Below are 6,949 nucleotides of genomic sequence, written 5' to 3'. Positions count from 1 at the left end.
AGCGTCAGAGGTGTAGAAGAGACAGGGGGTGGGGGGAGTGAATGGGCAAACGAAGACGGTGTTTGAAATGATTGAACGTACAATAATTAGAGATAAAACAGAAATCACGCAGAATAAAACAGATCTAAACTGAAAAACCCACTTACAAAAAATCACCACTAAACAAATATATCCTTGAAAAGGAAAGAATAGAATAATGCTGGTCTGAGGTTCTATATGTCAAAAATAGCGTTTAATGTTGATGCCAATACTGCCCGGATTATTGGTAGGGAAAATGTTTCGAAATTGGATGGCGCAGTAATAGAACTAGTAAAAAATACTTATGATGCTGATGCCTCGATATGCATCATATATTATGAAAAATCCACTCAAACAATTTATCTCGCTGATAATGGCCATGGAATGACCGAGGACATTGTTCGAAATCAGTGGATGACTATTGGTTACTCTCAAAAATTGCAAAATGCCAAATCGAAAAAGGGGAGAGTACAAACAGGTTCTAAAGGAATCGGACGTTTCGCATTAGATCGTATTGCAAATACATGTACAATGCTGACAAAAACAGAAAATTCCAGTGACATTCTGTGGCAAGTAAACTGGGAGGACTTTGAGTACGGAAAAAATATTACAGATATATCAGCCGAGTTAGAAGAAGTTCATTGCGATTTTTCCGAATTTCTTTCATCAATTAAAAACATCCATCTTCTCGAATTTATCGTTCAAAACCATTTCAATCATGGAACTATATTCAAACTGACAAATCTCAGAGATGAATGGTCCCCAGCTATCGTTGAGGGGCTACGTGAGAATCTCAGTACTCTAATTCCACCAGGATTTGACAACATTTTCTCAATATATCTGTTTACTGAAGATACCCAAATAGAAGATGCAAAAATTCAAACTCTGTCTAACGATGCGTATGATTACAAAATCGAGTTTGAAGTGAAAAATGGATGGGATGTCACCATCAAAATTTACAGAAACGAATTCGATTTGACACGACTTGATGAAGTATTTTTCGAAATTGGATTTAATGAACCTGAAAAGGAGTATGAATATTTTCATGGAAAACCGATCGTCTATGAGAAGACATTAGATCAGCTGTTTCCATCTGCCATGCGGTCAGATTCTTACTCCATGGGTTCATTTCATGGTACTTTTTATTTCATAAAAGGTTCTGTCCCCAAAAAAGAACAATACTTCTATAAAGAAGGGTTGAACCATAAACGTCCAGATAAAAATTTCAGTGGAATCAGATTATATCGTGACGATTTCCGTGTTCGTCCTTATGGCGATCCCGGAACACCCAACTATGACTGGCTTCAGCTCTCAACATTAAAATCACAGTCTCCCGCAGCTGTCACCCACAAATCTGGATCTTGGAGGGTGGCTGCGGATCAAATATTTGGTTCTGCTCACATCTCACGACTCATCAATGTGACATTGCCTGATCAATCAAATAGAGAAGGTATTGTCGAGACAGTAGATTATATTGCATTTAAAGCAGTATTAAATGAAATAATTCATGAATTTGAAAGAGAAAGGCAACGTGTATTCAAAGTATTTAGAGAATATGATGATAAAATAAATCAAAATAGTGCAATCGAAAATAAAATTCGAACACATGCAGACAAAGAAGCACAGTTACTACGAAAAAAGGGTTCAGTGCCTGAATCAATTCGACGTGACCTCTACATATCACCAATCGATGCTCAAAAAGTAATCGACAAACAGGATCGAGAAATACGCGAATTAGAGGATGAAAAACGTTTCCTTCGTGTTTTAGCAACAGTAGGTATTGCTGCCAACACGTATGTTCATGAAACAAGAGCATCCACTCATGACATAAGAATCCATCTTAAAGAGGCTAAAGAAGCTTTAGAATATGATAATGATGTTCCACGTGCTCTTGAGCAGATAAACATTGCAAGAACAAATAGTACTTTATTGAACTCATGGTTCACAGTAACGTTGGGATCCATTAGTCAGGACAAAAGAGAGAGGAGACACTGCAATATTTCAGATCTCGTTACCGCATACATTGCTAATTGGAATGAAGTTACTAGAGAGAGAGAAATCGAGTATAAATACGCCTCCAGAGACATATTATTTAAATGTTATCCATATGAAATTGAAAGTATTCTAACAAATCTGATCACAAATAGCATTGCATCATTTGAGAGATTCAGAACAGAGAACCCAGAAATTTCAATAGAGATAGATATCACCCAAGATCATGATGGTATATCAATCTCCTACACAGATAACGGAAGGGGATTAAGCCGTAAATACAAAGATGAACCGGATAAAATTCTGGCAGCGTTTGAAACAGATAAAGAGACAAATAAAGGTGAAAAGAGGGGTACAGGCATGGGTATGTGGATTATCAAATCTATTGTAGATGATTACAAAGGAAGACTTGATTTGTCTAAAAATAAAACATCTGAAAGTGGTTTCCACGCCAGAATATACTTGAAAGGATCAGTAAAAGAGGAGAAAGGAGAGTGAGATAGTGGTGTGTCGTGTTGGATTCATTGATGACGAGGAGTCTCTTCTTGAGGAGTACACCAGGCAATTTGGAAGAAGAGGGATTGAACTCCATTTCGTTCGGGACTGTTCTACATTGGAAGATGTTTATAATTGGGCGATGGATAACAGAATTCAATGTTTTATTGTAGACTATCAGCTCAACAAAAAATATAATTTTACAGGGACAGAATTGGTATCTGATATGAACATGCGTCTTCCACATCTACCTAGTATAATTTTGACAAATTATGTGGAGGGTTCTAAAGAAGAAAAACTTGTAGTTAATAATCTCATAGTAGACAGAAAAAAATTGGATGGCACGCACGATGAGGAGTTTTTCCAAGATATCAAGCATGCTTGTGCCGTATTTGAAACAAAACTCAGGATAATTTCCGACGAATATAAGAAAAAAATGCAAAAATTAAATAATAAAACCATAACATATAATGAATCAGAGCGGTTAAAACTACTTCAAACACACTTGGCCAACTATGGAGAAATAGATGAAGTCCCTCTCGCTTTGCTTGATCAAAAAATGGAAGAGAAACTGGATTCTCTTCTCAAAGATCTGAAGCAACTTCTGGAAAATATGGGAGATGAAACATCATGAGAGTTCATGGTGATCAAGTAATTTGTCGCCGAACAAATATCCCTCACAGGAGAAATTATAAGTACTATGAAGATGATTTAAGAGAAGATTTTCACAATATGTGCGGATATTGTGGCAAATCGAGAGAAATATCTAGTCGTGACTTCCACATTGATCATTTTGTTCCAAAATCTCAAGCCCCCGAACGAGAAACAGATTATAATAATTTAGTATATTGTTGCTGTGTATGTAATTGGAAAAAATCAGATAAATGGCCAACGGGCGACCCATCCATTCCCCATAATGGAGATGTCGGTTTTTCCGATCCAGCGTCAGATGAGTTTGATACTCATCTCATGAGAGATGAAGAGACGGGCGAGATATGTCCTAAAACAGATGTGGGAAGCTATATTTGTAATACATTCAATTTTTCAACACGCCCAATACACTGGGTCTGGAAAGCAGAACAACTTCAGAAACTAATCAATCAATTCAACAAGAGAATAAGTACGCTATCCCAGGAAGAATATAAAAAATATGCCCTGATCAATTCTGAATTGGGTGAATGCAAAAAAATCTTTCTTGACAAGGAGTGAATGTGAATTCAAAAATCACGGGGACTTTTTACACCCCTCTTTCGCTTGCAAATTACATGATTCAGTACGTGTTTGCAAGGCATGAAATACAAACTGTATTAGAACCTTCAGTTGGAAACGGTATCTTTTTGGAGGGACTGACAAAACAGGCCTGTGCTATTGATGTTGTTGACATAGATCATGATGCTCTTAACGAAATTTCCGTAAAATGCTATCAAAATGTATCAATAATAAATGAGAATTATCTTGAATACGCATATGCCTGTGAGAAAAAGTATGATCTGATTATTGGTAATCCGCCATATGTGAGAAAAAAATATCTCTCAGCTCACGATCGAGAGATATCTCGCACATTAACTGACGAGTATGAACTGTCTCAAACTGTTTTTCAGAACTTATGGGTTTCTTTTATTCTTTGCTCACTAAGATTACTCAAAGAAGAAGGGACAATTTTTTTTGTTCTGCCATTTGAGTTCCTTCAAGTACAATATCCATGTCAACTTCGCGGTGAACTGGAAAAAAGGTTCAATACAATTGAGATCATCACGTTTGAAAAGACCCCTTTTCCCGAATTAGAACAGGATGTGTGTTTAGTTTATCTCTCAAATATCTCAAAACATGATCCTGAAATAAAGTACAAAACAGTCGATTCATGCGAGCACTTTGTTCCAGTAAAAGAAGGTCAAATAAAACGAAATAAGCCGTTATCAAAATGGTCAAATGCCATTCTTGTTGATGATGAGATGGATATGGTAAACAGGCTTTCAGCATTGTACCCTACAATAGCTTCTCTAGGAGATACAGCTCCAGGCATTGTAACCGCTGCAAATAAATTTTTCATCCTCAATAAAGAAAAAATTCATGATCTAAATTGCAAGGAACACATTTTACCAATCATTAAAAAAAGTTCCTACTTACGTAATTTATTAATTATAAATGAGATGGATTTTAAGAGATTGGATGAAGATAGTGAGGACGTTTGGTTCCTAAACTTGGCAAATAAAAGTGAAGATCAGTTTTCTTCAGAACTCAATGAGTATCTTCTTAGTGATGTGACTCAGAATATAAAATCAGGATACAAATGTAGACATCGTGTCAAATGGTTTTGGGTACCGGTAACACAGAGAGGCGACTTACTTTTCTTTAAGAGATATGATATGATCCCAAAACTCTTGGTTAATTCAATCGATCTCTATACAACCGATTTGGCATATAATGTACGAATTGATAAAGAAAAATATGATCCCAACTCGGTCGCTTTTTGCTTCTACAATTCTCTAACATTACTTTGTTGTGAAATAAATGGACGATTTTACGGAGGAGGTGTTGGAGAATTGACACCTACAGAGTTTAAATCGCTTCCATTACCATATCAGAAAATTTCCAAAAATGATGTAGAACAGTTAGAGAGCATGTTCCGGAAAGGAACTAACTACCATGAAATAACTAATTACGTTGATAGTATCGTTCTTAAAAATTTGACATCTAAAGAATTAGAATGCCTTCGTTCGATTCGAGATACATACTTAGTACGGAGAATATATCAAAGAAGAACATAGCCATTTCACAATGATTGATAAATATAACCATATTTACAATTCAATTACTGGTTACTGTCCATCGTGATGTACAAAACATGTGTAGGGTAATCTCTATCCTCATCTGTGTATCATATTTTTCCCCACTCCTCTGCCAGAAATCCAGACAGAACACATATTTATATATTTCCAAACACATAAATAGCAGTAGAGATTTGCGACCCAAAACATCGCCGCAAATCTTCATCCTGCCGGCACAGCAGATCACCCCCAAACCCGGGTACAAAAACACCCGAACCAACCACCAACAAACCAACCCCTACCAACCAAAACCACAAAACCAAAACAAAACCCAAAACAAAAAAAGGACTCCCCATCATGCCACTCGACTTCACCCCCACCTCTGTTGTGAAGGCCGCAAAACGCACCTTCACCGTACCGATCACCTCCGCCGCCACCTTTGACGCCAACATCGCCGCACTCACCGCAGCCGACAACCCTCTTGGTGCAACCGCATACCAGACTGCGGGCGCATCCGTTGACGGTGTTACTGTCGCGAACGAGTATTACAAGGCGACTATTGCCTACCTCAGCCCGCTCGGCGAAGTGATCGGCACAGTCGTCATTGACGCTCCCACCCGCTCTGCATATGACGCAGTCGTTGCCCACGTACTTGCAGACGACGCCCTCACCGCAAAGTTTGCCGCAGACGCAGTTGCCGACCGCGACAACACCAAAGATTCCTGGAACGTCCGGCTCAAGATCCATGACCCGACCGGCGAGATCTACTTCCTCAGCTTCACCAGAAAGGATCTCAAGATCAGCTCTTACGAGAGCGATGCGATTCTTGCGAAGGTTGAAGAGTGGGCGGATACCACCCCAACCATCAACTAACCGCCCCGTTTCAATTCTAATGGGGGACTGCATCCGCCCGGGAACCGGGCGGGGCAGTCCCCCAGAATTAAACCGGCTCGGCATCTCTCGTCCCTTCGGGACTCGGTCTCACGGTTGATTGAGGGATTTGAAAACAAATTACTCAAAAAAGGAGAAACATTATGGACATCATCACCACCATTCTTGTCATCGGTATTGCAGCTCAAGGCATTACCGGAGCTGTACTCATCCTCGCAGGCCCTATTTATGCCTGGAACGATCGATGGCTTGATCGCACTCATCGGACAACTGCCGATGAAGATCGGGAGTAAACAACTTCCGAAACTATTTTTTTTACAAAATTCATTTTTCCCATTCAACCGTGAGACCGAGTCCCGAAGGGACGAGAGATGCCGAGCCGGTTTGATTCTGTGGGTTGCACCGTCCGGTTCCCGGGCGGAAGCAGCCCACATTAGAATCGAAGCGGGGCGGCCATCACCCACCATTCTTGTCATCGGTATTGCAGCTCAAGGCATTACCGGAGCTGTCCTCATCCTCGCAGGCCCTATTTATGCTTGGAACGATCGATGGCTCGATCGCACTCATCGGACAACTGCTGATGAAGATAAGGAGTAAAAAAACTCCTGAAACTATTTTTTTCGTAAAACTCATTTTCCCGCTCAATCGTGATAACCGAGTTACGAAGGGACGAGTGATTCAGGCCACAAGGAAACCAAAAAGGCCGGAGGCATGCGGTTCGCGCTATTCGCGTTTCAAAAAAACCACCCCCTTGTCAATACCCGCACATCCTTATCTCTTCAAAT

General features: G+C 39.6%; 7 protein-coding genes. All 7 read left to right on the top strand.

Annotated elements, in window-relative coordinates; genetic code table 11:
• Nucleotides 1-216 precede the first annotated feature (216 nt).
• The 7 genes from McpCs1_RS08705 (at nucleotide 217) to McpCs1_RS08675 (ending at nucleotide 6,761) form a co-directional block, all read left to right on the top strand.
• Nucleotides 217-2,508 (top strand): ATP-binding protein, encoded by a 2,292-nt coding sequence (locus McpCs1_RS08705; RefSeq protein WP_338096863.1) that lies wholly within the window; start codon nucleotides 217-219, stop codon nucleotides 2,506-2,508.
• Nucleotides 2,509-2,515: 7 nt separating this feature from the next.
• On the top strand, nucleotides 2,516-3,139 hold the full coding sequence (locus tag McpCs1_RS08700) for a hypothetical protein (RefSeq protein ID WP_338096862.1): 624 nt from the start codon (nucleotides 2,516-2,518) through the stop codon (nucleotides 3,137-3,139).
• A complete protein-coding gene (locus McpCs1_RS08695; protein WP_338096861.1) occupies nucleotides 3,136-3,714 on the top strand; it encodes an HNH endonuclease in 579 nt (192 codons plus the stop codon). The genes McpCs1_RS08700 and McpCs1_RS08695 overlap by 4 nt, the downstream gene beginning before the upstream one ends.
• On the top strand, nucleotides 3,711-5,273 hold the full coding sequence (locus McpCs1_RS08690; RefSeq protein WP_338096860.1) for an Eco57I restriction-modification methylase domain-containing protein: 1,563 nt from the start codon (nucleotides 3,711-3,713) through the stop codon (nucleotides 5,271-5,273). The genes McpCs1_RS08695 and McpCs1_RS08690 overlap by 4 nt, the downstream gene beginning before the upstream one ends.
• A gap of 357 nt (nucleotides 5,274-5,630) precedes the next feature.
• Complete coding sequence (locus McpCs1_RS08685) at nucleotides 5,631-6,146, top strand: hypothetical protein (protein ID WP_338096859.1); 516 nt, start codon at nucleotides 5,631-5,633, stop codon at nucleotides 6,144-6,146.
• Nucleotides 6,147-6,307: 161 nt separating this feature from the next.
• Complete coding sequence (locus McpCs1_RS08680) at nucleotides 6,308-6,457, top strand: hypothetical protein (protein WP_338096858.1); 150 nt, start codon at nucleotides 6,308-6,310, stop codon at nucleotides 6,455-6,457.
• A gap of 91 nt (nucleotides 6,458-6,548) precedes the next feature.
• Nucleotides 6,549-6,761 (top strand): hypothetical protein, encoded by a 213-nt coding sequence (locus McpCs1_RS08675; RefSeq protein WP_338096857.1) that lies wholly within the window; start codon nucleotides 6,549-6,551, stop codon nucleotides 6,759-6,761.
• The last annotated feature ends 188 nt before the right edge of the window (nucleotides 6,762-6,949 follow it).

The organism is Methanorbis rubei (assembly GCF_032714495.1).
GTDB lineage: Archaea > Halobacteriota > Methanomicrobia > Methanomicrobiales > Methanocorpusculaceae > Methanocorpusculum > Methanocorpusculum rubei.
The sequence above is the reverse complement of the archived record's forward strand: the minus strand, read 5'-3'. Positions and strand labels throughout refer to the sequence as shown.

Coding starts and splice junctions, on each gene's coding strand:
- McpCs1_RS08705 (WP_338096863.1), top strand. CDS start 217: ATGTCAAAAATAGCGTTTAATGTTGATGCCAATACTGCCCGGATTATT.
- McpCs1_RS08680 (WP_338096858.1), top strand. CDS start 6,308: ATGGACATCATCACCACCATTCTTGTCATCGGTATTGCAGCTCAAGGC.
- McpCs1_RS08685 (WP_338096859.1), top strand. CDS start 5,631: ATGCCACTCGACTTCACCCCCACCTCTGTTGTGAAGGCCGCAAAACGC.
- McpCs1_RS08695 (WP_338096861.1), top strand. CDS start 3,136: ATGAGAGTTCATGGTGATCAAGTAATTTGTCGCCGAACAAATATCCCT.